Below are 25,703 nucleotides of genomic sequence, written 5' to 3'. Positions count from 1 at the left end.
GCCTACCTGATCTGCTCCAGCAGACCGGCGATCTCGCCGCCCCTGCCCCGTCCGTGATCGGCAAGCGCCTTGCGCCCGCCTGCGGCATAGACGGCGACTGCCGCCAGCAGTTCCTTCAGCCGATCCGCACTGGAGGCATCGAAGGGACACCAGGCCCCGCCGGACAGCCGTGCCATCTGCCGGAAGACACCGGTCGCATCCGGGTCGTGACCTTCCTGAAACAGGAACAACGGCACCTTCAGCAGGCCGAGCTGCCCTGCCTGATGGCAGAGTGCATCGGCATCCTCCTCCATACTGTCGCCGACGAAGACGACCGCCTGCACCGGCTTGTCCCGGGTTTCCTTCAGCGCCCGGGACAGCACCCGGCCGATCTGGGTACGCCCGCCAAGACATTGCACCTTCAGCATGGCATTGCGCAGTGCCGTTGCATCGCCGAACCATTTGCTGGCCTTGCATTCGCCGAAGCCGCGGTAGAACACCAGCTGCACATCCAGGCCACCCAGACCACGCGTCGTCTCGAACATCTCCGACTGGATGTGCAGCGCCTGGTCCCAGCTTCGCTGGCGGCTCGCCGTCGCATCCATGCCGAACAGCAGACGCCCCCGCCGCGTGCCGCCTGTCCGAGGCGCAGGCGTGGCCGCGACCTGAGCCAGAAAGGCATCAATGTCGCCCGCGTCACCTGTGTCCTTCTGCAGATCGCGTTTCACGCCGCCCTCGGTCTTCCTCTCCCGGGGACACATGCGCCCGCCGGGCTTTGGGTGCTGGGTACAGTCAGCTTCCTGGCTGCGGCTCGGGTTCCATGCCGCCGCCCTTCGGCTCCTCACCGCCGTGGCCGTCGGTCTCCGGCACGGCAGAGGACGGACCGGCCCCGTCACCACGGCCTTCCGTGTTCTCGTCGGGGCGGTTCAGTTCCTCACCGCGCTTCAGCGCCATGATTTCCTCGCCCGTCAGGGTTTCATACTCAAGCAGCGCCTTGGCCAGCTTGTGCAGCAGGTCGATATTCTCCGTCAGGATCCGCCGTGCGGTTTCCATGGCGTCATCGACCAGTCGACGGATCTCGGCATCGATCAGCTGCGCGGTATTCTCGGAGATGTTCTTCTGCTGCGTCACGGAGTGACCCAGGAAGACCTCTTCCTCGTTCGCGGAATAGCGCACCTGGCCCAGCTTGTCGGAATAGCCCCACTCCGTGATCATCCGCCGCGCCAGATTGGTCGCCTGCGAGATGTCGCTGGCCGCACCGGTGGTGATCTGGTCCTTGCCGAAGATGATCTCCTCAGCGATCCGGCCGCCCATGGCAACGCCGAGATGCGAGATCAGCTGCTCGTAACGCATCGAGAGCTGATCCTTCTCCGGCAGGCGCATGACCATGCCGAGCGCACGACCGCGCGGAATGATCGTTGCCTTGTGAATCGGGTCGGAGGCCGGCATGAACATGGAGACGATGGCATGACCGCCCTCGTGATAGGCCGTCAGCTTCTTCTCGTCCTCGTCCATGACCATGGAGCGCCGCTCGGCACCCATCATGACCTTGTCCTTGGCGTCCTCGAACTCCTGCATGGTCACGAGACGGTTGTTCTTGCGTGCGGCCAGCAGCGCGGCCTCGTTCACCAGATTCTGCAGGTCGGCACCGGAGAAGCCGGGGGTGCCGCGCGCGATCACGCGGGCATCCACGTTCGGGCCCAGGGGCACCTTGCGCATGTGAACCTTCAGGATCTTCTCGCGACCGAGAATGTCGGGCAGTGGCACCACCACCTGCCGGTCGAAACGGCCGGGACGCAGCAACGCCGGATCCAGCACATCGGGGCGGTTGGTGGCAGCGATCAGGATCACGCCCTCGTTCGCCTCGAAGCCGTCCATCTCCACCAGCAACTGGTTCAGCGTCTGCTCACGCTCGTCATTGCCGCCGCCGAGACCGGCACCACGATGGCGACCCACCGCGTCGATCTCGTCGATGAAGATGATGCAAGGCGCATTCTTCTTGCCCTGCTCGAACATGTCACGCACCCGGCTCGCACCGACACCGACGAACATCTCGACGAAGTCGGAACCGGAGATGGTGAAGAAAGGCACATTGGCCTCACCCGCGACAGCACGCGCAATCAGCGTCTTGCCCGTACCGGGGGAGCCGACCAGCAGACAGCCCTTCGGGATACGCCCGCCGAGCCGCTGGAACTTCTGGGGATCGCGCAGGAACTCCACGATCTCGTGCAGTTCCTCCTTGGCCTCATCGACACCGGCCACATCCTCGAACGTCACGCGGCCCTGGCGCTCGGTCATCAGCCGGGCCTTCGACTTGCCGAAGCCCATGGCCTTGCCACCGCCGCCCTGCATCTGCCGCATGAAGAAGATCCAGACGGCAATCAGCAGCAGCATCGGGAACCAGGACACGAAGATCGTGAACAGGCCGTTGCTTTCCTCCTGCGGCTTGGCATCGATATCGACGCCCCGCTCACGCAGGCTCTGGATCAGGTTAGGATCGGACGGCGCATAGGTACGGAACGCCTGTCCGCCGGACAGGTTGCCGGTGATCGAACGCCCCTCGATCGTCACGTTGCGGACGGAGCCCTCATCCACCCGGTTCATGAACTCGGAGTAGCTGAGGCTGGAACCCGACTCCTTCACCGAAGGGGTCTGGAACAGGTTCACCAGCGCAAGCGCCAGAACCACAATGATAATCCAGAACGCGATATTCCTGCCGAAAGGTGCCAACTGTCAGATGTCCTTGAACTCAGGGTGACCTGCTTTAGCAGATACGAAACATGCGAATACGATACCCCTAGCGGCAGGCGACCTCCACTGCAATCAGGACTTCGTACACGTTTCAGATAGTCCGGATTCTGCGGTGCACAAGCCGGGGAAGCGAAACATGTTTCAGCGCGGGGCCACAAAAAGGGGCGTGGCACGCACCAGCACATTGCCCGGCAGCCTGACGGCCTCCCCGAGCGGACAGCCGAGGGCTTCGCGCTGGCGGTAGACACAGGGCAACAGCGACGTATCCGCAACGCCGGGCCCGATGGAGATCGGATCGTTCAGGGGGGCTGATGCTTCGAGGCGGAACCGGCCATCCCAGAGCAGGCTCCGGGCCGCGCCCGGCAGCCAGTCATGAAACGGCAGATTCCGGTGCTCCCGCACCACCCGCACGCGCTTGCGGGACTGGCGAACGAGCGCATGGCCAAGCGTCAGCGTCAGCAGGGAATCGCCCTGTTGCAGGCGCGCGACAGCACGCTCCGCCTTCTCCAGTCCCGGCTGGATTCCTCCGGCCTGAGCCGCCGCCCTGAGCAACAGCCGCAGCCTGATCTCCTCCGGCAAGGCCTGAAACACGGACAGATCGAGGGTGACATCGCCAGCCGCGCCGATGATGGCGGATTCCTTCCAGACCCTGTCCGTCCAGGCCTGCAATGCGTCGGAGGCACGTGCCGCGCGGTCGGCCAGCCGGTTCAGCCGCGCCCGCTGCTGGTCCGAAGCCGGGTGCGCGGCCAGTTCCTCGTCGATCCTGTTGCGTTCATGCCGGGGATCGTCGTTGGTCGGATCATCGACCCAGGCAAGGCCCCTGGCAGCAAGCAGTGCGATCAGTTCCGACTTGGCCACGGAGAGCACCGGGCGGCAGATGCGGACCCCGTCCCGCACCACCATGGGCCGCATGGCGCCAAGTCCGTCGATGCCACTGCCACGCGCGATCCGCATGGTCACGGTTGCTGCCTGATCGTCGGCATGGTGACCGACGAACAGGCTGTCGATACCCTGCCCCCGGCACCAGTCGAGCATCAGCCCATAGCGGGCGTCCCGTGCCCGCGCCTGAAGCCCGGCGGCGGGCTTGGGACCGTCCCAGCGCAGCACCACATTCGGGACAGACGCGGCAGAGAGCCGTTCAGAAACCAGCCCTGCCTCGGCGTCCGACCCGGCCCTGATGCCATGATCGACGATCAGCGCCGTGACATGCCGCCCTTGGGCATGCGCCCAGTCACGCAGCAGAATGGCCAGCGCCATGCTGTCAGGGCCGCCGGAAACGGCAGCGGCAACCGAGCGGCCCGGATCGGGCAGTCCTGCCATCGCCTCCTGAAAGCGCAGCTCGGCTTCGGTCATCGGATCAGGCGCAACCGGCCTTCTGCTTCTCCCGCTGCATCCTGCGCTTGATGCTGCTCGAAGCGGTGGGATAGCGGTCGGTGAGTTCGTTGAAGACGGCACAGGCATCCTGCTTCTGATCCAGCACGACCAGCGTGATGCCCAGCTTCAGCAGGTTGTCCGGTGCCTTGGTGCTGGTGCGGTACTTCTGATAGCCGGTCAGGAAGGCGGAGGCCGCAGCCTCGTAGTCCTGACGCACATAGTGGCTTTCCCCCAGCCAGTACTGGGCGTTGCCCGCCAGCTCATGCTCCGGATGCAGTTCCAGGAAGGCCTTGAAGGCCTGTTCGGATTCGGCAAACCGCTTGGCCTGCAACAGGCCGAAGGCATGGATGTACTGATCCCTCGGCTCACCATCCGGCAGAGCCTGATTGATCGGTGTCCCGCCTGTCGGCGCGGTGCCGACGGCGGGTGCCGCAGCCAGCCGGTTCCCTGACGGTTCAGCCTCCACCTGCACGCCGGTGCCAGCGGGTGCGTTGCCTTGCGGCAGGCGGGCCACTTCCTCTGGCGTCACCTGCCCCAGTACCTGTGTACCCTGGGCCGCCCCCTCGACGGGCTGGGCATTGCCACCCGCCGCCAGATTCGTCGTGGCTGCCGGTGCGGGTGCCGCGGCCATGTTCCGCTCGATGGCGGTCAGCCGGAAATCCACGTCCTCCACCAGCTTGGTCATGCGGCTGTCGATCCGCCGCAGCTTGAAGTCCACTTCCTCGATGCGGTTGGTGAGGTTCTGCATCTCCTCTTCCAGCGCATTGATCTTCAGGATCAGACCTGCAGCGTCAGCCCGTTCGGCGACAGTCGCCGGGCCCGCACCGCCGCTATCCGTCGTCGGGGCGGCAGGCAGGGGCCGCCCGCCCAGCACATGCGCCTTCAGGTCCGTGACGGAGCGTTCCAGCCGCTGGACCCGATCATTCAGGGGGGCAAGATCCTGCGCGACAGAAGTCGTCGCCAGGGGTGCCGCCAGGCCAAGCACGAGAACAAGGGACATGAGTCCCCCGCGACCAGACACCATCATCATCGGATTCTCCTCTTCACGGACAAGAATGACCCGTCATTGACGTGAATGCATCTTCAATGGCGCAGAAATGCGACGAAAATGCGAAACGCGGTCCCGAGACGCAAATCGCCCGCCGTTGCACGCGGCAACGGCGGGCGAGAAACACTTGCTGCCACCCGGAGGTGGCACTTCACGACATCAGTTGGAGATGACCGTGACCGAGCGGCGGTTCTGGGCCCAGGCGCTCTCGTTATGACCCAGGGCGACCGGGCGCTCCTTGCCATAGGAAATCGTCGTCACGCGGGACGGCGCGATGCCCAGGCTGGCGAGATATTCCTTCGCCGCATTGGCACGACGCTCACCAAGACCAAGGTTGTACTCGCGGGTGCCGCGCTCATCGGCATGACCCTCCAGAACGATCCGCTTGGCCGGGAACCGGGCCAGGTAGGCAGCCTGACGGCGGAGCACATCCTGCGCGTCGCGGTTCAGTTCATGGCTGTCGAACGCGAAGAAGACACGGTCGCCGACGTTCAGCACGAAATGCTCCTGCGAACCTTCCTTCGGTCCGGCGGGCTGGGTCACGACCCTGGGTGTGGCCGCAGGTGCCGGTGCGGGGGCCGCAGTCTGCGTCGCGCCGCCCGAACCAGCATCGGAGGCGTCCGTAGCCGGCGGCTCGTCGGAGCAGGCTGCGAGAATAACCAGTGCGGCAACCATGCTGCCCGCCTTGACCAGAAAACCATGAGGCATGATGAATTAAGCTCCCTGCTGCGTCAGGACCATCCCGGTCCCAACGATGATCGAATCACGATGTACGCGGATGTCACAGGCAGGTGCCCCCCGACAACCATTAACCCGCTATTACCATCAAGTACGGTGAATCGGAACCGGACTCTGTGTCATCGGCGTGACCTCGCGACCTGTTTGTCAAGATGTCGCTCCCCCGATACGCCTCTTTCACTCCTCCAGCGGGGTCAGTGGCGACCATGCAGGATCGGAAGCATCGATCGGTGTTGCCACCTCCCGCAGGTTCTGCCCCGTCAGGTCGACCGACCAGAGCCGCACGCTGCCGCCGCGCCCATTGTCGTCCCCCGGTATCTGGCGGAAGAACATCAGCACACGGCCATTGGGCGACCATGTGGGACCTTCATCCAGGAAGCTTTCCGTCAGGATCCGCTCTCCCGTACCGTCAGGACGGATGACACCGATATAGAATCGCCCCTTGAGCAGCTTGGTGAAGGCGATCAGATCGCCGCGTGGCGACCAGACCGGTGTTGCATAACGTCCTTCCCCAAAGCTGATGCGCTGCACATCGGACCCGTCTGCATTCATGGTGTAGATCTGCTGCGTCCCCGACCGGTCGGAATTGAACGTCAGCCGGTCACCGTCCGGCGCAAAGCTGGGGGATGTGTCGATCGCCAGATGCCGTGTCAGCCGCGCCGTCACACGGGTCCGCAGGTCCATGACATAGACATCGGAGTTGCCGTTGCGGGCCATGGAGATCACCACCTTCTCCCCGTCCGGAGAGAAGCGCGGCGCATAGGTCATGCCGGGAAATTCGCCCAGGATCTCCTGCTGTCCCGTATCGATGTCATACAGATAGACCCGCGGCTGGTTGCCGACATAGGACATGTAGGTGACGACCTGCTGCGTCGGGGAGAAACGGGGCGTCAGGACAAGGTTGGCGCCATCCGTCAGGTACCTGTGATTGGCGGAGTCCTGATCCATGATGGCCAGGCGCTTCACCCGCCGGTCCGGCGGGCCGGATTCGGCGACATAGACGATGCGCGTGTCGAAGTAGCCTTCCTCCCCCGTCAGACGCTTGTAGATGGCGTCGGAGATGATGTGGCCGATGCGCCGGGCGTTCTCCGGTGTGGTGCGGAAGACGAGACCGGTGAGCTGGCTGGCACCGAAGACATCCCACAGGCGGAACTCTGTCCGCAGCTGCCCGTCACTCTCGATCCGGACACTGCCGGTGGCCAGCGCCTGCGCATCCAGCGGTCGCCAGTTGGTGAAGTTCGGGCGGACCAGCACATCCTCCGGCGATTCCAGATAGGCGGCCGGATTGATGAGGCGGAAGATGCTGGTGCGGGAAAGGTTCCCCCGGACGACCTCCGCGATCTCGCGGCCGAGTTCACGGGTCGTCGCGGTTTCCCCGTGCAGATCGGTGACCGCCACCGGCAATGGATCGACGGAGGCACTCGTGATGTCGATCCTCAACTGCGCTGTCGCCGGGCTCAGCGTGGCACCCAGGGCACCAAGGCACAGCATGACCAGGGTCGCTGCATTCAGAAGCTTCATTTACCGGATTCTTCCTTCAGGTTGAAACTGATCTCGATGGTGCGCCAGACGTCAAACTGGTCAGCAGGCAGCGAAAAGGGCTGGCTCCTGTCAATCGCTGCACGCACGCTGTCGACATATGCCTGAACTGTGGCGTCACTTTGACCGCCGTCATCCGTGACAGTCACCTCCGGCGTGCCGTTTAGCGTGCCGTCCGGGTTCATCTGCAGCACGGCCGTGACCTGGATCAGTTCGGCATCGCCGAAGACGTCCGGGACGACCCAGTTATCGGTCACATGGCTCTTCAGTGACCTGGCAAGGTCCGCCGGCTCCGCCAGCGCGGCAACGCTCGTAAGGACAGCAACCAGCGACACAGCCAGAAACGCAGTCAACCTGCTCATGGTTCCATTCTCCCCCGTCACTGACCGTAGACTTCCCTGAGCGAGAAGGTGAACACCATCTCCCGCCACTGCTCGAACTTGTCGGGCGGCATGGGCAGAGGCTGTGCCTTGTAGACCGCCCGCACCGCGCTGTCGGTAAAGGCCCGCACGACACGGCTGGCCTGACCGGCATCATCCACGTCAACCAGTTCGGGTTCCCGCGCCAGCGTGCCGTCCTTGTTCAGGAACAGGTGAACGTCGACCCGCATCTCGTGAATCCCCGGCGCGCCATGGTTCGGGCTCCAGTTGCGCGCCATGTGGCTGCGCAGCAGATCGCGTTCGGATACGGTCAGCACGGCATTGATGCGATTGCGTGCGGTCCCCCCCTCCCCGATCCGGATGTTGGCGATCCGGGTCTCGTTCTTCTCCACCGGCGGCGTGGGCTTTTCCTTGTTCAGCCGGTCCAGCTTGGCCGACAGCCGGTCGAACAGGGCCTCCTGCTCGTCCGGAGCCTTCTGCGGTCGTGCCTCGGGCACCGGCGTGGTTGCCTTGGCGACCTGCTCGGGCCGGGGCTTCGGTACTTCCGGCAGGGGTGGCGGCGGTGTCTTCTCCACGGGTTTCGGTTCCGGGATCGGCAGCGGCTCCAGCTTCGCCAGTTTCTCGACCTTCTCCTCGATCTGCTTGCGCGGGGCCAGGGTTCCGTCGGGATCCAGTTCCACCACCGGCCGCGGGGTCGGCGGCGGCGGCGGTGCCTCAGCCTCCGGCTCCGGCAGGGGGGCAGGAACAGGTTCCGGGGCCGGGGCGACCTCGGCCGTTTCGGTCTCCACAGGTGGCGGCGGTGGCGGCGGCGCGGTCTCCGGTGGCGGCTGACGCTCCTGGTCCGGGGCGCTGATCGGCACGTCGGGCGCGGGCTCGTCGGGCTCACCCGCGGTCTTCAGATTGGTTTCCGGTCCGACGGTCTCGTAGGACACCGTCACGATGGTCTCCGCATTCACGGGTTCACTGTCACTGAACGACGGCAGGTCAAGCGCCAGCGCCCCGGCAACAACCAGATGAAAGACAACCGATATGGTGGCGGAGCGGATCACAGCTCTGGGTACCTGTCCTTGTCCGGTTGCGGGCCTGCCCTGGACCCGGTGAGACTATTGGGCGTCGACGCGGCCGGGTGCCTGCGCCACCAGTGCGACACGGGTGAAGCCCGCGGCATTGATGGTGCCCATGACCTCCATCACGCGTCCGTAGTCGATTGTCCGGTCGCCACGCACGAAGATCCTCCGATCCTGCGCAGCGTCGGTGATCGCGGTGAGCTTCGGCACCAGATCACCAAGCTGTACTTCCTTTTCCTGCAGAAAGATCCGACCGTCCTTGTCGATGGTTATCGCAAGAGGTTCATCCAGACCCTGAAGTGTGGGGGCCACAGCCTTCGGCAGTTCGACCGGCACACCGACGGAAAGCAACGGCGCCGCGATCATGAAGACCACAAGCAGGACCAGCATGACATCGACGAATGGTGTCACGTTGATCTGGGACATTGGTTCATAGCGCTTGCGACGGAACCGCCCGCCCTGCATCTGAGCGCCCATCAGTTGCTGTCCCCCTCATCCAGTTGCCGCGACATGATGGCGGAGAACTCGCCCGCAAAGCCTTCCAGCCGTGTGGCGTAGCGCCCGAGATCATTGGAGAACTTGTTGTATGCGATGGTCGCCGGAATGGCGGCGACAAGACCCAGCGCCGTGGCGAACAGCGCCTCCGCGATGCCCGGTGCCACGACGGCAAGGGACGTGTTCTTGGTGGCGGCGATGGACTGGAAACTGCCCATGATGCCCCAGACCGTGCCGAACAGGCCAACGAAGGGTGCCGTCGATCCGACCGTTGCCAGGACCCCCAGGTAACGCTCCAGCCGCTCAACCTCCCGATCGATGCTGATGCGCATGACCTGCCCGATGCGGTCCTGCAGACCGGCACGCAGGTGATCCTTGCCGGTCAGGCCCCGCTCCGCCGTGCGCCGCCATTCACGCATGGCTCCGGCAAACAGCACCGCCATGGGATGATTGGCCTTGGCGCCGATCTCGTCATACAGCGCCTCCAGGCTGCCGCCGGACCAGAACTCCTTCTCGAAGCTGTCCGCCTGACGCCAGACACGGCGATAGCGCACCCACTTTTCGAAAATGATCGACCAGCACCAGATCGAGGCACCAAGCAGCACCAGCATCACAAGTTGCACCACGATGTCCGAACGCAGGAACAGCGCCCACATGGACAGGTCAGCGGCATTGAGCCCCTCGATACCGGCTGCCACAACTTCCTGATTCATTGTTTCTCTTCTCCGCCTCGTGTTGTCAGCGCTGTCAGCCGGTCGCGCACCAGGGCGGGAATCCGCCTCGGTCGCCCGTCCAGCCCGATGAATGCGGCGCGCACCTGCGTTTGCACCAGCATCTCGTCCTGCCGCATCACGTTCTGCGACAGGGACAGTGTTGCCCCCTTCATTTCAGTCAATCGCGTCTCGACCACGAGATCGTCGTCAAGCCGCGCCGGAGCCAGATAGCTGGCCGTGACATCCCTGACAGCAAACATTGCGCCAGAGTCCTGCTCCATCATTGCCCGCTGGTCGATCCCCAGCAAACGCAGCATGTCCGACCGCGCCCGCTCGGTGAACTTCAGGTAGTTCGCGTAATAGACGATGGCACCCGCATCGGTATCTTCCCAATAGACCCGCACGGGCATCAGGTGTGCATCGCCCTGGATACGCCCCCTTGCCCCGGACGGATCAGACTGGGTTGAATCAGTCATCGGCACCATCCGGCAGGTCGAGGGAGGACTGACCGCCATCGTGGCCGGCGGCCGGTGACGGGGCGGTCAGTCCCAGGTGCTGCCAGGCTGCCGCCGTCATCATGCGCCCGCGTGGTGTGCGGACGATCAGGGCAAGCTGCATCAGATAGGGTTCGATGATGTCCTCGATCGCGTCGCGCGGCTCCGACAGGGCCGCCGCCAGATTGTCGACCCCCACCGGCCCCCCGCCATAGGACTGGGCCATGCAGGTGAGATAGCGCCGGTCCATGCCGTCCAGACCCAGACCATCGACCTCCAGCCGTGTCAGGGCCGCATCCGCCTTCACCCGGTCCACCGTTTCTGCCCCCGCCACGGACGCGAAGTCCCGCACCCGGCGCAGCAGGCGGCCCGCCACGCGCGGTGTGCCCCGCGCGCGCTTGGCGATCTCGGCGCAACCGTCTTCGGTCAGGCTCAGCCCCAGCACCTCCGCACCCCGGCGGACAATGCGTTCAAGCTCCGCCGGCTTGTAGAACTCCAGCCGGCAGGGAATGCCGAACCGGTCCCGCAGCGGCGTGGTAAGCAGACCCGACCGTGTGGTGGCGGCGACAAGCGTGAACGGCGGCAGGTCGATCTTCACGGATCGTGCCGCCGGTCCCTCCCCGATGATCAGGTCCAGCTGAAAGTCTTCCATGGCCGGATATAGAATCTCTTCTACGGCAGGATTAAGGCGATGAATCTCGTCGATGAACAGCACATCGCGCTCTTCCAGATTGGTCAGGATCGCGGCGAGATCCCCTGCCCGTGCGATGACCGGTCCGGACGTCGCCCGAAAGTTGACCCCCAGTTCCCGCGCCACGATCTGCGCCAGCGTGGTCTTGCCCAGCCCCGGCGGGCCAAAGAACAGCACATGGTCCATCGCCTCCGACCGGCCCCGGGCGGCGGAGATGAACACGTCCAGGTTCTCGCGGACCTTCTGCTGGCCGATGAAGTCATCCAGGACCTGGGGGCGCATGGTCGCCTCCCCCATGTCCTCATCACGCCGCTCCCCGGTGATCAGCCGTTCCTCGCTCATGTCGCCAGCGCCTTCAGTCCGGCAGTGATGAGGGCTGATACGTCCGCATCCTCACCGACGGCCGCTTTGGCACGGCGCACGGCCACCTCTGCCTCCGCCTTGCGGTAGCCCAGGTTGACCAGCGCCGAGACCGCGTCAGCCGCAGCACCCACCGGTCCGGCGGGCGCTGTCAGCACTGCGCCATCCGCAGCAGGCGCGATACCGCCCATCTTCTCCTTCAGTTCGCTTGTCAGCCTCTGCGCCAGACGCTTGCCGACCCCCTGCGCGCGGGTCAGCAGAGCCACGTCGCCTGAACTGATCGCGTTCTGCACGTCCGTGACGGTCAGGGCCGACAGGATCGCCAGTGCCACCTTCGCGCCGACGCCCTGCACGGTCTGCAGGACCAGGAACAGGTCCCGCTCCGCCAGTTCGGCAAAGCCATAGAGGTGGATGTGATCTTCCCGCACGTGGGTCTCGATCTCCAGCGCCGCGGCGTCGCCGACCTGACCGAGTTGCTGCAGCGTCCGCCCCGAACAGAAGACGAGATAGCCGACACCACCAACGTCGATGATGGCGTGTTCCTCCCCCAGTCGGTCCACCCTGCCCTTCAGCCGCGCGATCATGTCCGCTCCGCCCATTGTTTCGCCTGGGCGCGGGTGCCGACGAATCGTCACCTGCGCACCCTCGCTGAATAGCAGATTTGCCGCAGCCCGGCGCTCCGATATGCTGTTGTCGGCATGACAGGGGAGGACTGGAAATGCTGAGCAAGGCTGACAATGATCTGCTGACCCTGACCGGACCCGGAACGGCGATGGGCAACCTGTTCCGCGAGTTCTGGCATCCGGTGGCGCTGCTTGCGGAAGTCGAGGAAGTGGACGCCGCCCCGAAGCGACTGAAGATCCTGGGCGTGGACATGCTGCTGTTCCGCCAGAGCGACGGTCGCCTGGGCCTCGTGGAGCCGCGCTGTCCCCATCGCGGTGCCGACCTGTTCTGGGGCCGGAACGAGGAATGCGGCCTGCGCTGCATCTATCATGGCTGGAAGTTCGATGTGGACGGCAAGTGCGTTGACATCCCCAACATGGTGCCCGGCAAGTTGCGCGACAATTTCCTGAAGATGGTGCACATCCACAGCTATCCGATCAGGGAATGGGGCGGCATGGTCTGGGCATGGATGGGTGATCCGGCGCAGGCGGTCGATCTGCCCCGTGTCGAATGGGCGTTGGTCCCGGATTCACACCGCTATGTCTCGAAGAAGCTGCAGGAATGCAACTGGGCGCAGGCGCTGGAGGGCGCCATCGATACCGCGCACTTCACCTTCGTCCATCGCAACCTGACCCCGCCCCCGGCACACCTGTCGGTATATGCCGACAAGCGGGCGGCCTGGATCGATGCCGACGGCGCACCCTACTACGAGGTGCTGGAGCATGATGCGGGTCTGGTGCTCGGCGGCGCCCGCCGCGGTGATCCGGGGGAGACCTACTGGCGGATCAGCCAGTACATGGTGCCGAACCATGCAACCGCCCCCAACGCCATGCCGGGGGAGACCTACACCGCCCAGACCTGGGTGCCGGTGGATGACGAGAACTGCTGGATCTTCACCACGGCCTGGAACCCCGACCGTCCGCTGAATGAGGAAGAGCTGTTCCGCTACAACTCAGGCCGCAGCGTGCATGCCGAAGTGGACGAGAACTACGTGCCGCTGCGCCGTCGGGCCAATGACTACATGATCGATCGGGAAGCACAGAAGACCGTGTCCTTCACGGGAATCACCGGACTTTCGGAGCAGGATGCCTGCGTGCAGGACAGCCAGGGGCGTATTGCCGACAGGACGCGCGAGACGCTGACACCCTCCGACGAAGGCGTCGTGCGTTTCCGGAAGCTGATCATGGGACTGGCCAGGAAGCTGGAGATCGGCGAACGGCCTGCCGCCGCCAGCACACCTGGTGCCTACCGGACGCGCAGTGGCGGGGCGATCGCGCCGGAGGGCACCGGCCTCGCGGAAGTGATGCGTGACCGCTTCGGCGACCCGCGCGGGGTCATCTCCGACGCGGCGGACTGAGGGTCAGACAGACAGGCCGACCCTGCCCCCGGGTCCGGAGGCAGGGTCGAACCGGTATCAGCTTGCAGCGCGCTGCGGCTGACGGCGCGGCTTGCGGCTGTCAGGCTTTGCCGCCGGACGGCCACCATCCCGATTGCCGGCCGGGGCGCCATTGCGCCCGCGCTCGTTGCGACCGCCTTCGGCATTGCGCTTCCACGGCCGTGTGGAACTGCTGTTGCCGCCAGGCTTGCGGCCACGACCGCCGCCACCCTTCTTCTGCGGCGCATGGGCCGGCAGGATCACGGGCTCACCATCTTCATCCGTCTTCTTCAGATCCATGGCGATCAGCCGCTCGATATCACGCAGCAGTCCGCGTTCCTCGCTGTCACAGAAGGCGATGGCGACACCGCTCTTGCCCGCGCGGGCCGTCCGCCCGATGCGATGGACATAGGACTCCGGCACGTTCGGCAGTTCGAAGTTGATGACGTGGGTCACCCCATCGATGTCGATGCCACGGGCCGCAACATCCGTCGCCACCATGACGCTCACACGCCCGTCCTTGAACTGGCCCAGGGCACGGTCACGCTGTGACTGGTTCTTGTTGCCATGGATCGCCACGGCATTGATGCCTTCGCGTTCCAGATGCTTCGTGATCTTGTCAGCACCGTGCTTGGTGCGGCTGAAGACGATGGTGCGCTCGGCCTGCTCCGACTTCAGCACATCGACCAGGACACGCTTCTTGTCGCCCGCGGGGATCATCATCACCCTCTGCGAAATCAGCTCGATCGGCTGCGCCACCGGGGCCACGGCGATCTCGACCGGACGGTCGAGGAAATCCTTGGCAAGGGCACGGATCGGCGTCGGCATGGTCGCGGACAGCAGCGCGGTCTGACGCTCCTTCGGCACGGCCTGCATGATGCGGCGGATCGCCGGGATGAAACCGAGATCCAGCATGTGGTCGGCTTCGTCCAGGATCACGGTCTCGACCATGTCCAGCTTGATCGCGCCGGTATTCATGTGGTCGAGCAGCCGCCCCGGCGTGGCGACGACAATGTCGACACCGGGCTTCAGCGCCTTGATCTGCGGGAACGGCTTAACGCCACCGACGACAAGCGCGACGGAGGGGCGGATATGGCGACCGTAGACACGGATGCTGTCGCGGATCTGGGCCGCCAGTTCGCGCGTCGGCGCCAGGATCAGCGCACCGCAATGGCGCTGCGTGCGCGGAACGGGATGGGTGATCAGACGCTGCAGCAGCGGCAGCACGAAGGCGGCAGTCTTGCCGGTGCCGGTCTGGGCCGTGCCCAGCACATCGCGATCATCCAGCATGACCGGAATGACCTTCTGCTGGATCGGGGTCGGGCTGGTATAGCCTTCCCCGTTGAGCGCGCGCAGCAGGGGTTCGGCGAGGCCGAGTTCATCAAATTTTGTCAAGTTCAGTACTTTCCTGTGACCCGACCCTCAGGTCAGGCACATATCAACCGGGAATCACACGTCGGGGGCCATTTGCCCCGGAACGACCCGGTACACATTGTTCGGAAGAGCTTGCGTAGATCAGCCGCCGATGTCTGGCGCACCTGGCGCCGCTTCAAGGCAACGATCTCACGAAGAAAATCGTGCAATCACACACTGCAAGCGAACAGAATCGCCCTCTACGCACAGTGCATCTGCGAACGCTTAGAGCATATTCCTTTCGCATGCGCAAACGAAATGCCGCTCAGCACTCTGCCGGGGGTACAGAATGCCGTGAATTGCACTATGTTCGCGTCCACACATCCCGATGTCGAGGCGAGCGCTATGACGGATACCGAAGATCCCTTCGACCTGTTTCAGACCTGGTTGAAGGAAGCGAGCGAAAGTGAGCCGAACGACCCGAACGCCATGTCCGTGGCCACGGTCGATGAGTCCGGCATGCCCAATGTCCGCATGGTGCTGCTGAAAGGCGCGGATCACCGGGGCTTCACGTTCTACACGAACTTCGAGAGCCAGAAGGGCAAGGAGATCCTGTTCGCGCGCAAGGCCGCGCTGTGTTTCCACTGGAAGTCACTGCGCCGTCAGATACGCGTCCAGGGGCCTGTCGAAGTGGTGGATGACGCGGAGGCGGATGCCTATTTCGCGTCCCGGCCCCGTGACAGCCGCATCGGTGCCTGGGCGTCGGAACAGAGCCGCCCGATGGAAGGGCGCTTCGAATTCGAGAAGAGGATCGCGAAATTCGCGGCGAAACATGCCATTGGCGAGGTTCCCCGCCCGCCGCACTGGTCCGGGTTCCGCGTCGTGCCGACCCGTTTCGAGTTCTGGCGGGACAAGCCGTTCCGCCTGCATGAACGCAATATCTACCGCCGCATCGGCACCGAGGACTGGACCAGGGAAATCCTCTACCCCTGACGGTCGACCAGGAAGCTCACACAGCAGGAAGCCATGACAAGCCAAGCCAGCAATCCCGGACGACTGATGCGTCTGGCGACATACGCCTCCGCCTCAACGGCGGGCGTGCTGATCGTGATCAAGGTCTTCGCCTTCGCGATGACCGGGTCAACGGCAATGCTGGGTTCCCTGCTGGATTCCGCGCTCGACCTCGCTGCCTCCCTGATCAACCTCTTTGCGGTGCGCTACAGCCTGCAGGCCGCCGACGCGGAGCACCGTTTCGGGCACGGCAAGGCCGAGTCCCTCGGCGCACTGGGTCAGGGCGCACTGATCGCGGGTTCCGCCGTCTTCCTGGCCTGGGAGAGCATTGCCAACATAGCCAATCCCGAGCCGGTGACCGCGGGCAATATCGGCATCATCGTCATGCTGGTCTCCATCGCCCTCACCTTTGCCCTCGTCAGCTTTCAGCGTTTCGTTGTGAACCGTTCCGGATCCGTGGCGATCAGCGCGGACCTGCTGCACTATGCAGGCGACCTGGCGATGAACGCCGGAGTCATCGTGGCACTGGTGCTTTCCGGTGTCCTGGGCTGGCATGTCGCGGACCCGATCATCGGTCTGCTGATCGCGGCCTGGCTGCTGCGGGGCGCGTGGCGGATCGCGATGAGCGCATTCGACCAGCTCATGGACCGGGAACTGCCGGTGGATGAGCGGGAGCGGATCCATGCCGCCGCCGTGGCCGTGGACGGCGTTCGCGCGGTGCATGACCTGCGCACGCGGCAGTCGGGCATCGACACATTCGTGCAGATCCACGTGGAGCTGGATGGCGGCATGCGCCTGTTCCACGCCCATGTGATCGCCGATCTGGTCGAGGCCGAGGTTCAGTTGATCCACCCGGGGACCGAGGTCTTCGTTCATCTGGATCCCGCCGGTGTCGAGGATTTCGCCGACACGATGGAACGCGTGACCTCCAGCGAGCTGGCGGGTAGCAGCAATACGCAGGGGGACAGCAATCCGCCCTCCCCCGATGCCGGACAACAGGGTACGATGCGATCATGACAGAACGTGGCAAGACACTCATCCTGACCGGCGCCAGTCGCGGCATCGGCCATGCAACCGTGAAGCGTTTCGGCGCAGCGGGGTGGCGCATCATCACGGTTTCCCGCCACGCGTTCTCGGAGGATTGTCCGTGGGACGGCGGTCTGGAAAACCATGTCCAGCTCGACCTCTCCAACGTGGACGGCATCCGTCAGGGCATCGAGCTGCTGCGGTCGAAGCTGGACAATGGACGCCTCGACGCGCTGATCAACAATGCCGGTATCTCGCCGAAGGCCGAAGACGGCGGGCGCCTCAGCACGCTGAACACGGAAGCTGATGACTGGCATCACGTCTTCAACGTCAACCTGTTCGCGCCGGTGCTGCTGGCACGCGGCCTGTTTCACGAGCTGAAGGCGGCGAAGGGCTGCATCGTCAATGTCACCTCCATCGCCGGCAGCCGGGTTCACCCCTTCGCCGGTTCGGCCTACGCCAGTTCGAAGGCAGCCCTCGCCGCGCTGACGCGGGAGATGGCGGCCGACCTCGGGCCGCACGGTGTCCGTGTGAACGCCATTGCCCCCGGTGAGATCGATACCCCGATCCTGTCACCCGGAACCGAGATGATGCTGGAGGATATCCCCCTGCATCGCCTCGGCACACCGGAAGAGGTGGCCTCGACGATCTATTTCCTCTGCTCCGCCCAGGCGAGCTACGTGACCGGTGCCGAAGTGCACATCAATGGCGGCCAGCACGTCTGACACCCGGCCATCTGTGCAGGATTCGGAGGTTCCCGTTCGGAGATCGCGGACGCGGGTGAGATGATCCATCCGCCACGCATCAGCGAAAGGCCGGAAAGTTTTGCTTATGTTCCCATTCTGGACTTGCATCAGGATGCCCGACTGTCACTAACTCGGGGACACGAGTGAGGTGACTGGCCGTCGAGTCGCGGGCGGTCTGATGCGGGACTGCTTTGCCATGAACCATGTCGACGCGCCCATGGCGCGCAGAATTCTGCTGCAACGACAGCAACTTGCCGACAACCCGAGGACAGCGATTGACCGGGATGGGCTGCTCGGCCTGATCGAACGACTGGGGTTCGTACAGGTCGACAGCATCTCCACGGTCGAACGCGCGCACCACATGATCCTGTTCGCGCGCAACAATACCTATCGCCCGGAAATGCTGCAGCGGATGCTGGAGCGTGATCGCAGCCTGTTCGAGAACTGGACGCATGACGCTTCCGTCATTCCCTCACGTTTCTTCCCCTACTGGCGGCGGCGGTTCCTGCGGGACGGGCCTGCCATCCTGGGCCGCTGGCGCAAGTGGCGGGAGGAGGGTTTCGAGCAGCAGTTTGACGATGTGCTGCGTCATGTGCGGGACAACGGCCCGGTGAAGGCACGCGACATGGCTCCCGGGGGCCGCCCCGCCGGTGGCTGGTGGGACTGGCACCCGTCAAAGACCGCGCTGGAGTTCCATTGGCGCACGGGTGCCCTGTCGGTCTGCCACAGGGAGGGTTTCGAGAAGGTCTATGACCTGACCGAACGGGTCATGCAGGCAGAACACCTCTCCGACCCGCCGGAGGAGGAGGCCTTCATCGACTGGGCCTGCCGCTCGGCGCTGCGCAGGCTCGGGATCGCCACCACGGGCGAGATCGCCGGGTTCTGGGGCATCATTTCCCCGGCGGAGGCCAGGCGCTGGAGCGAAAGTGCGACGGGTGCCGAATTTCCCCGGGTGACAGTGGGCAGCGTGCTGGATCAGCGCCCCCGAACGGCGCTGGCCGATCCCGCCGTGCTTGACCAGAAGCCCGATGACATTGCCCTGCCACCGCGCCTGCGGGTGCTGAGCCCGTTCGACCCTCTGATCCGCGACCGGAAGCGGTGCCAGCGGCTGTTCGGATTCGACTACCGCATCGAGATCTTCACACCGGCCGAGAAGCGTCAGTACGGATATTACGTCTTCCCGCTGCTGGAGGGAGACCGGCTGGTCGGCCGGATCGACATGAAGCGGCAGGCCGACGCGGACGCTCTGGTGGTCCGCAAGCTCTGGTGGGAACCGGGCGTCCGTGCCTCCGCCCAGCGTGACGCACGGCTGGAGGCGGAACTGGAACGTATCCGTCGCTTCGTGAAGGCTGGCTCCGTCCGCTACGCCGATGACTGGCGGACTTGACGCGGCGGCCGGTTGCCAACATATAGCGGCTCAGGTCTCCGGCACCTGCCGCCCGTTTGCGAAAGCATTGGTGAAGCCGGACATTGGAACGTCTGCCATTCAGCACACCCTGAACGGTGGCAATACGGGCTCCCACTCCTTCGATAGAACAGGTGTGCGTGATCGGAGACGAACCATGTCTGAGAAGCTTCAGACCCACGCCGACAATCTGAAACAGCAGGCCAGACGCCTGCGCACCACACTGGCCGGTTCCGGTCAGGCCATCAGCCATGCCCAGGCGCTGGAGGCCGTCGCGAAGCAGCACGGTTTCCGTGACTGGAACACGGCGGCGGCCCATGTGCCGACGCGCGCCCCGCGTCCGAACATCCTGCGTCTGATGCCGGGGGATCGCGTCACGGGCGAGTACCTGGGCCAGCCGTTCCGGGGCGAAGTGCGTTCCGTGAACGTGATCTCGAAGGACCGCCTGACCCGGATCAGCGTCGAATTCGACGAAGCCGTCGATGTCGTGTCCTTCGAGAGCTTCTCGTCCTGGCGGAAGCGGGTCACGAGCCAGATCGGGCCGGACGGGGTCTCCCCCCAGAAACGCTCCGACGGGACACCGCACATGCGGATTGGCCTTGAGGGGTCATTCTGAGTGGATCAGCCGACCCGGACCCCTGCCCCGCCATCGACGGGCAGGATCGCGCCAGTGATGAACCGGGCCTCGTCTGAGGCCAGAAACAGCACCGCGTGGGCAGTGTCCCACGCGGTGCCCATCTGACCCAGCAGGGGAACCTGCCGGTTCCTCTCCTGCCGTACGGTCTCGGTATCCAGTCCACGGGCCGCGGCACCGCCACTGACCGCCATTGGCGTATCCATCAGGCCGGGGGCAATGGCGTTGCAGCGCACGCCATACTTGGCATTTCCGATGGCGACCGAGGTTGTCAGCCGGTTCATTGCGGCCTTCGACATCTCGTAGGCGACCATGTTGCTGCCGCCGAAGGAGGCGAGCGAGGAGATGTTGATGATGCAGCCGCTGCCCTGGTTGCGCATCTCCGGAATGGTGGCGCGGATCATGCGCCAGGCCCCCTTCGTGTTCACGTCGAAGATGCGTTCCACCGCCTCCTCCGACGCCCGGTGGGCCGGGCCGTCACCGCCACCGCCAATGCCGACATTGTTGACCAGAATGTCGATACGGCCCTCCGCGCCCATGGTCTGCTGCACCAGACCGACACAGTCGAAGGTCTGGGTGACATCACAGCGCACGGCTGAGGCATGTCCACCCTCGGCTCCGATCATGGCGACGGTTTCCTCTGCCCTTTCCGGATCACGGTCGGCTGCAACCACGCGCGCGCCGGCACGCGCGAACAGCAGTGCCATGGCGCGTCCATTGCCCGTGGTCTCCCCGGGCGTCTGACCGGCACCGCAGATCAGGGCAACCTTGCCCTCCAGCCGCCCCGCTACACTCATCGTTTCAGGTCCGGATCCAGTTCGAGTCCTTCATCAAGCTGAACCCCGAACGTATTGAGAATCATGGAAACCTGCGTGTACTGACCAACGCTGAAGACAATATCCATGCGCTGCTTGTCGGTCAGGCCCGACAGCGCGTTCCATGTGGCTTCGCTGATGAAGTGGTCGGTCACCAGTTCGTCGGTCGCCTGCAGCATGGCACGGTCGAGATCGCTCCATTCCGGATCTTCCGGACCCCGCTTGATGCGGGCAATCTCGGCGTCCGTCAGTCCGCAATCCTTCCCGATGACGACATGCTGCGCCCACTCGTAGCCGGACTTGCACATGAAGCCCGTGCGCAGGATCACCAGTTCCCGGTCACGCGGGGAAAGGTCGTTGCGTGACGAGAGCACATATCCGCCCCAGAGGTTGAAACGCTTCAGCGCCTTCGGTGCCCGCGCGAGCGTGCGGAAGATGTTGAGCACCCAGCCTTCGCGGATGAAGTAGTCCAGCGCATCGCGCTGTTCCTCGGTGAATTCATTGTCCTGCAGCGGTGCGAAACGCGGCTTCTGAAGTCTCATGGCTCTCTCCCCCAATGTTCACCGCATGACAGCAGGGCAAAGGCGAGCGGTCCAGTGCCAGCTTCGGCATGGGGATCATTCGGGGCCGAAATCAGGCGCCCAGCGAGGGCGCGCGACGCATGTAGACCCCCGCGATCTTCCAGACGCCGTCTTCCTGGCGTTCCATGATGTAGGTGCCGATGGTCGAATCGCCCCCGGTGCCGAGAAACCAGACCTCCTGTACCAGCCGCTCGCCATCGCGTTTCAGTTCCCTGAATTCCACGGCCCTTGGCCGGTAGACATCGGGGTAGCCGGTTCGAACCATGGTCATGAAATTGTCGGCCGTGCCGAACTTGGAACGGATGACCGGCGCGGCGAAGGAGAAGGCACGCTCCCCGTCATCAGCCCGAAACGCCTCGATCTGCTGGTTGATCACGTCGCGGATGGACTCCGCATCGGCGTCGGCATGTGCCTGCATGGGAAGCACCGTGGCCAGCAGCATCACGATCGATAGAGCCAGAGCGCGCATGTCATCCTCCTCCACGAAGCCCTGAATGATAGACGTTCAGGGGCGAAGGGCGGATCACATTTTCCGGGCTGACCGGTCGCGGCGCAGGGATCAGCTGGCGGACGCCAGGTTCGCCTTCGCGTCCTGCAGCAGGGCAACCAGGCGATCCTGATCATCCTTGGCCATGCCGCTGGTCAGCTGGCGATGCACCTCCTTGCCGCGTTCCTGCATCTCCCGGATCAGCGGTTTCACATGCTCCGTCAGATAGACGCGCTTCGCACGGCGGTCGGTCGCGTCGGGACGGCGCTCCACCCAGCCCTTGGCCTCCAGACGGTCCAGCAGACCGCCCAGCGCCACCTTGCCGATATCCAGCACATCCGCCAGCTCGGTCTGATTGTGTCCGTCGTAGCGGATCAGGAAGACCAGTACCCACCACTGCGAGCGGGTGAGGTTCAGGTCCCGTACCTTGCGGTCGTACTCGCGCGTCATCAGGCGCGCGACATCGCTGATCAGGAACTCCAGGTTCCGGCCGAGTGGGGGCTCATCCGCCATGAGCGATCAGGTCCGATTCTGAAAAGTATGCATTGCTGACAATACGCAATACAGATCAGTTCAGGTCCTGTCGCCGCGACCTCACGCCGCCATGTTGAGCAGGGTCATGACATCATCCAGCCCGTTCACCTTGCGCGGGTTGGTATGCAGCCACCGGTCATGCAGGCTGTTCTTCGCCACGACATCGAACTGGTCCGGCCCGACGCCGACCGCCGACAGGCTGCGTGGCAGGCCCAGTCCGTCGATCAGTTCATGCAGCACATCACCCGCCTCCGCGCCGGGCTGCCCAAGTGCTTCGGCGATGATCTTCTGGCGTTCCCGGTTGGTGTCCTCCTCCGCGTTCCAGCGCAGGACCGTGGGCAGCATGATGCAGCTGGTATAGCCGTGCGGCACGTCGCAGGTGCCGCCCAGGATATGGCCGATTGCATGGCTGGCCCCCATGGGCACGCCCGCCGTCACGGCCGTCATCGAAAGCCAGGCCCCCTGCAGGCAATCCAGCCGCCCCTCCATGTCCGACGGATCGGCCTTCACGCGCGCCAGCCCGGAAGACAGCAGCCGCAGGGCATGCAGCGACGCGCCGTCGCAAAAGGCATTGGTCTGCGGGCTGCAGATGGCCTCCACCGCATGATCGACCGCGCGGATGCCCGTGGAGAGCCAGACCCATTCGGGCGTGTGGACGGTCGGCGCCGGGTCCAGGATGACGGACAACGGCACAAGCGAGGGATGGCGGTATCCCTGCTTCACCTTGATGCGCGGGTCCGTGCAGCCGCCCAGCGGGTTGAACTCGCCACCGGAAAGTGTCGTCGGCACCGTGATCTGGCGGACTGTCGCGGGGCGCAGGTCCGGCATCGTCACCTTGCCGTCGTCGGTCGTGCCGATGCAGTAGTCGTCCAGTTCGGCCATGTCGGTGACGCCATGTTCCAGGCAGACCTGCATCACCTTGCCCGCATCGGTGACGGAGCCACCGCCGAAGGTCACCAGCAGGTCGGCACCGGCGTCGCGCGCGGCATTCGCGGCTTCCACCACCTTGTCGCGCGGCGTATGGGGTGGAATACCGGCAAAGCGTCCGGCGTAGCGATCACCGAGTGCAGCGGCGACCCGGTCCACCTCATCGGTCGTGTCGTTCATGGTCTTGCCGACCAGCAGGAAGACCTTCTTCTTGTCCAGCCGCAGCGCCTCCGCCTTCACCGCATCCGCTGCTGCCTGGCCGAAGATGACCTGTTCCATTTCCGAAAACCGGATCACACCACCGCGCATCTGCACCCCTCCCCGGGTCCATGTTTCAATCTGGGCGGCAGTTTGCACAGGGAACAGCGCAACAGCCAGCCCCTACCGGACGGCGGCAGGGAACATTTCCCTTCTCATCCAGGGCAATCACCGCCATATCGGGGCCATGACAAGCTCCACACGCCAACCGATGTTCAATGCGCCGCCATGGTCACTGCGACTGGCGGGGCTGTTGCTGCTGATCCACCTCGCCTTCTTCCTGATGCCGGATGACATGGCGAACGATGTCGGCTCCCTGCTGGTCTTCGTGCCCTCGTTCCTGGATGCCGGCGCGCCCTATTACTGGACCCTGCTGACCTACGCGCTCATCCATGCGGATGTGATTCACGTCGGATTCAATGCCGCCCTGCTGCTGGCGCTGGGCAGCTACGTGGAGCGCGCGGTGGGCGGCGCACTGTTCCTGCTGATCTTCAGCCTCTGTGCCATTGGTGGCGCGCTCGCGTTCTGGGTGCTGAACGGCAATGGCGTGATGCTGGGCGCATCAGGTGGTGTCGATGGTCTGATGGGGACCGCCGCCGTGCTGCTCTACCGGAACCGGGACGTCGATCCGCGGGCGCGGATGATGATGGTCATGGTCTGCATCGTTGTGGTCATGAACCTGCTGATGGCCTTCTCCGGCGGAACCGGCGTGGCGTGGGAGGCTCATCTGGGCGGTTTGTTCTGCGGGCTGCTCTATGGCTACGCGGTGCAGAACCGCGCGCCGAAGGGCATCATCAGGCGCTGAGTCTCCGCACCACCGGTCAGACCAGCATCACCACCAGTTCCCGACGGGCATGATCAGGCTGAGGGCAATCGTCTCCGAACCCGGATTCTGTGTGCCGAGCCCGGCATTGGAGATGTGGTTCAGGCTCAGCCCGAGCCGCGTGCCGCCGTCAAAACGCCAGGCGAACTCGATCTGGGAACGGAACTGCAGCAGGTAACCGAGGTCCTTGCTGTCGCCCTTCATGTAGATGCCCGGCGCGAAGCTCGGCGTGATGACGAAGTTGTCGGACGGGAACCAGTCGATCAGCACACCGGCATAGACGTGCGCTGCGGAACGGTCATTGACCATGAAGCCGCCGAAAGGCTTGAGAATGCTCAATCCCTTGTCATGGCGATACTCCATCCGGGCCTCCAGCCCCTCGTCCTCGCGCTGGATCGCATCGAAGAAACCGATGGAGAGGCTGTAGAGAGGTCCATCCTCGGATGGATCAGCTGCATTTGCAGGACCGGCGAAAAGCGCGACAATCAGCGCGAATGCAACCGACCGAAGCAGTTGAATGCCAGACATGATGATTCCCCTCGTCCACAACGCGTCCGCTGCAAGTCGTAAGGGCAAAGGATGGTTCGCGCAATCCTGGCGACGGTGCCCGGGTCCGGTGGCCGTGATGATGGCAACGCTGATTGCCGGACTGATTGTCCCGCCTGCCGCTCTCGCCGCATCACCGCAGTCCCTGCCGGCAGGCGAACCCGGTATGGTGGTGGAGGTCGTCGATGGCGACACGGTCGTGCTCGACACGGGGGTGGAGGTCCGCATGGTCGGCATCCAGGCGCCAAAGCTGCCGCTTGGCCGCAGGGGCTTCCAGAGCTGGCCGCTGGCCGAGGACGCGAAGGTCACGCTGGAATCGCTGGTGGCGAACCGACGTTTCACACCGCATTTCGGTGGTCGGCAGATGGACCGCCACGGCCGCGCCCTGGCGCATCTGGTCTCGGAGGGTGGCATCTGGCTGCAGGGAGAGATGCTGCGGCTCGGCTTTGCAAGGGTCTACTCCTTCCCTGACAACACGGCTCTGGTGGAGGAGATGCTGGCGCTGGAACAGTCCGCCCGCGCCGCCCGCTTCGGCATCTGGAGCCATCCCTTCTATGCCTTGCGCGAGGCCGATCCGGCGCAGCTTTCCGGCCTCGTCGGCACCTTTCAGCTTGTAGAGGGACGCGTCCTGGACGCGGCGGAGGTGCGCGGCACTGTCTATCTGAACCATGGAAAGGACTGGCGCACCGACTACACGACCATGATTGACCGCCGGTCCATGAAGGCGTTCCGCGCCGCCGGTCTGGACCCGGCAACCTGGTCCGGAACAAAGGTGCGTGTGCGTGGCTGGCTCCGGTCCCGCAACGGACCTATGATAGAGGCAACACATCCGCAGCAGATCGAGCTGCTGGATGAAGCAGTTGAAACCGAACGAGAGTAGTTGCGTGAGA

Annotated in this window: 28 protein-coding genes; 8 read left to right on the top strand and 20 right to left on the bottom strand. The window is 64.5% G+C overall.

Annotated elements, in window-relative coordinates; genetic code table 11:
• Positions 1-2 precede the first annotated feature (2 nt).
• The 13 genes from QGV55_RS07860 to ruvA all read right to left on the bottom strand — a co-directional run bounded on the left by QGV55_RS07860 (position 3) and on the right by ruvA (position 12,213).
• Positions 3-707: a hypothetical protein gene (locus QGV55_RS07860; protein WP_281017381.1), complete on the bottom strand. Its 705-nt coding sequence runs from the start codon at positions 705-707 to the stop codon at positions 3-5.
• Between the two features lie 64 nt (positions 708-771).
• The gene (gene ftsH / locus QGV55_RS07855) at positions 772-2,709 is read right to left on the bottom strand and encodes an ATP-dependent zinc metalloprotease FtsH (protein ID WP_281017382.1); all 1,938 of its coding nucleotides are present in this window, start codon (positions 2,707-2,709) and stop codon (positions 772-774) included.
• A 162-nt stretch (positions 2,710-2,871) separates the two neighbouring features.
• On the bottom strand, positions 2,872-4,083 hold the full coding sequence (gene tilS, locus QGV55_RS07850) for a tRNA lysidine(34) synthetase TilS (RefSeq protein WP_281017383.1): 1,212 nt from the start codon (positions 4,081-4,083) through the stop codon (positions 2,872-2,874).
• 4 nt (positions 4,084-4,087) lie between these two features.
• Positions 4,088-5,134, bottom strand: a complete 1,047-nt coding sequence (gene ybgF / locus QGV55_RS07845) for a tol-pal system protein YbgF (protein WP_281017384.1) — start codon at positions 5,132-5,134, stop codon at positions 4,088-4,090.
• 177 nt (positions 5,135-5,311) lie between these two features.
• A complete protein-coding gene (gene pal / locus QGV55_RS07840) occupies positions 5,312-5,860 on the bottom strand; it encodes a peptidoglycan-associated lipoprotein Pal (protein ID WP_281017385.1) in 549 nt (182 codons plus the stop codon).
• A 207-nt stretch (positions 5,861-6,067) separates the two neighbouring features.
• Positions 6,068-7,411, bottom strand: coding sequence for a Tol-Pal system beta propeller repeat protein TolB (gene tolB, locus QGV55_RS07835; RefSeq protein ID WP_281017386.1), 1,344 nt, complete (start codon positions 7,409-7,411; stop codon positions 6,068-6,070).
• Entirely contained in the window at positions 7,408-7,782 is a 375-nt protein-coding gene (locus tag QGV55_RS07830; RefSeq protein WP_281017388.1) for a hypothetical protein, read from the bottom strand. The genes tolB and QGV55_RS07830 overlap by 4 nt, the downstream gene beginning before the upstream one ends.
• 26 nt (positions 7,783-7,808) lie before the next feature.
• Positions 7,809-8,858: a hypothetical protein gene (locus tag QGV55_RS07825; protein WP_281017389.1), complete on the bottom strand. Its 1,050-nt coding sequence runs from the start codon at positions 8,856-8,858 to the stop codon at positions 7,809-7,811.
• Positions 8,859-8,912: 54 nt separating this feature from the next.
• Positions 8,913-9,353, bottom strand: coding sequence for a protein TolR (tolR, locus tag QGV55_RS07820; RefSeq protein ID WP_281017390.1), 441 nt, complete (start codon positions 9,351-9,353; stop codon positions 8,913-8,915).
• Positions 9,353-10,084, bottom strand: a complete 732-nt coding sequence (tolQ, locus tag QGV55_RS07815; RefSeq protein WP_281017391.1) for a protein TolQ — start codon at positions 10,082-10,084, stop codon at positions 9,353-9,355. Before tolQ ends, tolR begins: the two co-directional genes overlap by 1 nt.
• Positions 10,081-10,494 carry a tol-pal system-associated acyl-CoA thioesterase gene (gene ybgC, locus QGV55_RS07810; RefSeq protein WP_281017392.1) on the bottom strand — a complete coding sequence of 138 codons (414 nt, stop codon included), beginning with the start codon at positions 10,492-10,494 and terminating at the stop codon, positions 10,081-10,083. Before ybgC ends, tolQ begins: the two co-directional genes overlap by 4 nt.
• A gap of 58 nt (positions 10,495-10,552) precedes the next feature.
• Positions 10,553-11,611, bottom strand: a complete 1,059-nt coding sequence (ruvB, locus tag QGV55_RS07805) for a Holliday junction branch migration DNA helicase RuvB (protein ID WP_281017393.1) — start codon at positions 11,609-11,611, stop codon at positions 10,553-10,555.
• Positions 11,608-12,213: a Holliday junction branch migration protein RuvA gene (ruvA, locus tag QGV55_RS07800; RefSeq protein ID WP_281023724.1), complete on the bottom strand. Its 606-nt coding sequence runs from the start codon at positions 12,211-12,213 to the stop codon at positions 11,608-11,610. Before ruvA ends, ruvB begins: the two co-directional genes overlap by 4 nt.
• 134 nt (positions 12,214-12,347) lie before the next feature.
• Here ruvA and QGV55_RS07795 point away from each other — a divergent pair, with 134 nt between their 5' ends.
• Positions 12,348-13,649: a Rieske 2Fe-2S domain-containing protein gene (locus tag QGV55_RS07795; RefSeq protein ID WP_281017395.1), complete on the top strand. Its 1,302-nt coding sequence runs from the start codon at positions 12,348-12,350 to the stop codon at positions 13,647-13,649.
• A 57-nt stretch (positions 13,650-13,706) separates the two neighbouring features.
• Here QGV55_RS07795 and QGV55_RS07790 read toward each other — a convergent pair whose 3' ends face one another.
• On the bottom strand, positions 13,707-15,062 hold the full coding sequence (locus QGV55_RS07790; RefSeq protein ID WP_281017396.1) for a DEAD/DEAH box helicase: 1,356 nt from the start codon (positions 15,060-15,062) through the stop codon (positions 13,707-13,709).
• Between the two features lie 363 nt (positions 15,063-15,425).
• On the opposite strand from QGV55_RS07790, the gene pdxH reads away from it, so the two are divergent.
• The 5 genes from pdxH to QGV55_RS07765 all read left to right on the top strand — a co-directional run bounded on the left by pdxH (position 15,426) and on the right by QGV55_RS07765 (position 19,824).
• Positions 15,426-16,013, top strand: coding sequence for a pyridoxamine 5'-phosphate oxidase (pdxH, locus tag QGV55_RS07785; protein ID WP_281017397.1), 588 nt, complete (start codon positions 15,426-15,428; stop codon positions 16,011-16,013).
• 33 nt (positions 16,014-16,046) lie between these two features.
• Positions 16,047-17,048, top strand: coding sequence for a cation diffusion facilitator family transporter (locus QGV55_RS07780; protein WP_281017398.1), 1,002 nt, complete (start codon positions 16,047-16,049; stop codon positions 17,046-17,048).
• The gene (locus QGV55_RS07775; protein ID WP_281017399.1) at positions 17,045-17,782 is read left to right on the top strand and encodes an SDR family oxidoreductase; all 738 of its coding nucleotides are present in this window, start codon (positions 17,045-17,047) and stop codon (positions 17,780-17,782) included. The genes QGV55_RS07780 and QGV55_RS07775 overlap by 4 nt, the downstream gene beginning before the upstream one ends.
• 217 nt (positions 17,783-17,999) lie before the next feature.
• Positions 18,000-19,190: a crosslink repair DNA glycosylase YcaQ family protein gene (locus QGV55_RS07770; protein ID WP_348637715.1), complete on the top strand. Its 1,191-nt coding sequence runs from the start codon at positions 18,000-18,002 to the stop codon at positions 19,188-19,190.
• 175 nt (positions 19,191-19,365) lie between these two features.
• A complete protein-coding gene (locus tag QGV55_RS07765) occupies positions 19,366-19,824 on the top strand; it encodes a glyoxalase superfamily protein (protein WP_281017401.1) in 459 nt (152 codons plus the stop codon).
• A gap of 5 nt (positions 19,825-19,829) precedes the next feature.
• Here QGV55_RS07765 and QGV55_RS07760 read toward each other — a convergent pair whose 3' ends face one another.
• The 5 genes from QGV55_RS07760 to QGV55_RS07740 all read right to left on the bottom strand — a co-directional run bounded on the left by QGV55_RS07760 (position 19,830) and on the right by QGV55_RS07740 (position 23,495).
• Positions 19,830-20,639 carry an SDR family oxidoreductase gene (locus tag QGV55_RS07760; protein WP_281017402.1) on the bottom strand — a complete coding sequence of 270 codons (810 nt, stop codon included), beginning with the start codon at positions 20,637-20,639 and terminating at the stop codon, positions 19,830-19,832.
• Positions 20,636-21,199 (bottom strand): carboxymuconolactone decarboxylase family protein, encoded by a 564-nt coding sequence (locus QGV55_RS07755; RefSeq protein ID WP_281017403.1) that lies wholly within the window; start codon positions 21,197-21,199, stop codon positions 20,636-20,638. The genes QGV55_RS07760 and QGV55_RS07755 overlap by 4 nt, the downstream gene beginning before the upstream one ends.
• A 91-nt stretch (positions 21,200-21,290) precedes the next feature.
• A complete protein-coding gene (locus QGV55_RS07750; RefSeq protein ID WP_281017404.1) occupies positions 21,291-21,707 on the bottom strand; it encodes a DUF4864 domain-containing protein in 417 nt (138 codons plus the stop codon).
• A 90-nt stretch (positions 21,708-21,797) separates the two neighbouring features.
• Complete coding sequence (locus QGV55_RS07745) at positions 21,798-22,238, bottom strand: MarR family transcriptional regulator (protein WP_281017406.1); 441 nt, start codon at positions 22,236-22,238, stop codon at positions 21,798-21,800.
• Positions 22,239-22,319: 81 nt separating this feature from the next.
• Positions 22,320-23,495: an iron-containing alcohol dehydrogenase gene (locus QGV55_RS07740; RefSeq protein ID WP_281017407.1), complete on the bottom strand. Its 1,176-nt coding sequence runs from the start codon at positions 23,493-23,495 to the stop codon at positions 22,320-22,322.
• Positions 23,496-23,631: 136 nt separating this feature from the next.
• Between QGV55_RS07740 and QGV55_RS07735 the strand changes: the two genes are divergently transcribed.
• Positions 23,632-24,249 carry a rhomboid family intramembrane serine protease gene (locus QGV55_RS07735; RefSeq protein ID WP_281017408.1) on the top strand — a complete coding sequence of 206 codons (618 nt, stop codon included), beginning with the start codon at positions 23,632-23,634 and terminating at the stop codon, positions 24,247-24,249.
• 27 nt (positions 24,250-24,276) lie between these two features.
• Here QGV55_RS07735 and QGV55_RS07730 read toward each other — a convergent pair whose 3' ends face one another.
• A complete protein-coding gene (locus QGV55_RS07730) occupies positions 24,277-24,795 on the bottom strand; it encodes an acyloxyacyl hydrolase (RefSeq protein WP_281017409.1) in 519 nt (172 codons plus the stop codon).
• 97 nt (positions 24,796-24,892) lie between these two features.
• On the opposite strand from QGV55_RS07730, the gene QGV55_RS07725 reads away from it, so the two are divergent.
• A complete protein-coding gene (locus QGV55_RS07725; protein WP_281017410.1) occupies positions 24,893-25,693 on the top strand; it encodes a thermonuclease family protein in 801 nt (266 codons plus the stop codon).
• Positions 25,694-25,703 lie beyond the last annotated feature (10 nt).

Origin of the sequence: Minwuia sp. IMCC3009 (assembly GCF_029909415.1) — a bacterium.
GTDB lineage: Bacteria > Pseudomonadota > Alphaproteobacteria > Minwuiales > Minwuiaceae > Minwuia.
Note: the sequence above shows the minus strand (reverse complement) of the source record. Positions and strands in the feature narration are given on the sequence as shown.